The sequence below is a fragment of the Mesorhizobium sp. M4A.F.Ca.ET.050.02.1.1 genome, assembly GCF_003997725.1.
Lineage (GTDB): Bacteria > Pseudomonadota > Alphaproteobacteria > Rhizobiales > Rhizobiaceae > Mesorhizobium.
On record NZ_RZSG01001210.1, the window covers coordinates 1 to 1,162 of the forward strand.

Annotated in this window: 2 protein-coding genes; both read right to left on the reverse strand. The window is 68.0% G+C overall.

Going from position 1 to position 1,162, the window contains the following annotated elements; genetic code table 11:
- Positions 1 to 849, reverse strand: an 849-nt coding sequence (locus tag EOA33_RS36370) for an ABC transporter permease (RefSeq protein WP_127407771.1), incomplete at its 3' end; no start/stop codon positions are given.
- Positions 846 to 1,162, reverse strand: a 317-nt coding sequence (locus tag EOA33_RS36375) for an ATP-binding cassette domain-containing protein (protein ID WP_127407772.1), incomplete at its 5' end; no start/stop codon positions are given. The genes EOA33_RS36370 and EOA33_RS36375, both read right to left, overlap by 4 nt.

Genomic DNA, 1,162 nt, shown 5'->3' on the forward strand with positions numbered 1-1,162 from the left:
CAGCATGCCGGTCATGGTGGTGGTGGCGCTGGCCATGGCGTCGGCGATCTGCGTCATGTCGCGGATCGAGAAATCGTCATCGCGGTCGGGCGTGACGCGGCGCGTGTCGCGCAGGATGTCCTCGACGCGCGGCTGCAGTTCGGAGGTCGGCGTGCGGTCGTCGGCGGCGATGTAGATCGAATCGATGTCGCGGTTGCCGGCGATGCGGCGCTGGTAGGCGGCAAGCGGCATCAGCACGACATTGTCCTGGTCCTGGCCGAAGCCGGTGTAGCCCTTGGGTTCCAAGAGGCCGATGATCTTGCAGGAGGTGCGGTTGACGCGGATGGTCTCGCCTTCCGGATCGCCGGCGCCGAAGAATTGCTGGCGCACCGTCTCGCCGACCAGGCAGACCCCGGCGCCGGCGCGGGTCTCGGAATCGCTGAACGGACGCCCCGAGACCAGCTTCCAGTCGCGCGCGTCGAGATAGGCGCTGTCGGTGCCGGTGACGCCCGATGTAACGCTTTCGGTGCCGAAGATGACGCGGACCTGCTTTTGCGAGGCGGGCGAGATGGCGCGCGCGCCGTCGAGATGCTTGACGAGCGCGGCAAGGTCCTTGTCGGCAAGCGGACGCACCGCCTGGTCGAGCCCTCCCGGTCCGCCAGGCCCGGCCGGACGGCCGGGGCGGACGACGAGCAAATTGCTGCCGAGCTTGGAAATATCCGACTTGACCTTCGCGGTGGTGCCGGAGCCGATGGTCAGCATGGCGATGACGGCGGCGACGCCGATGACGATGCCGAGCAAGGTCAGGAAGGAGCGCAGCACGTTGCGGCGGATCGAGATCAGCGACAGGCGAACTGTCTCCCAGATCATTGGGCCGCCTCCAGTTTGTTGGAGTCGGTGGCGACATGGCCGTCGAGGAAGCGGATCGTGCGCTCGGCATAGGCCGCCACGTCGGCCTCGTGCGTGACCATGACGATGGTGAGGCCAAGCTCGGCGTTGAGCCTGGTCAGGAGCTCCATGATCTCGTGCGTGCGGGCGGAGTCGAGATTGCCGGTGGGTTCGTCGGCAACGAGCAGCGTCGGCCTGGTGACGATGGCGCGCGCGATCGCCACCCGCTGCTGCTGGCCGCCGGAGAGCTCGGCCGGCGTGTGATGCTCGCGTCCCACACGGCCGACCTCGGCCA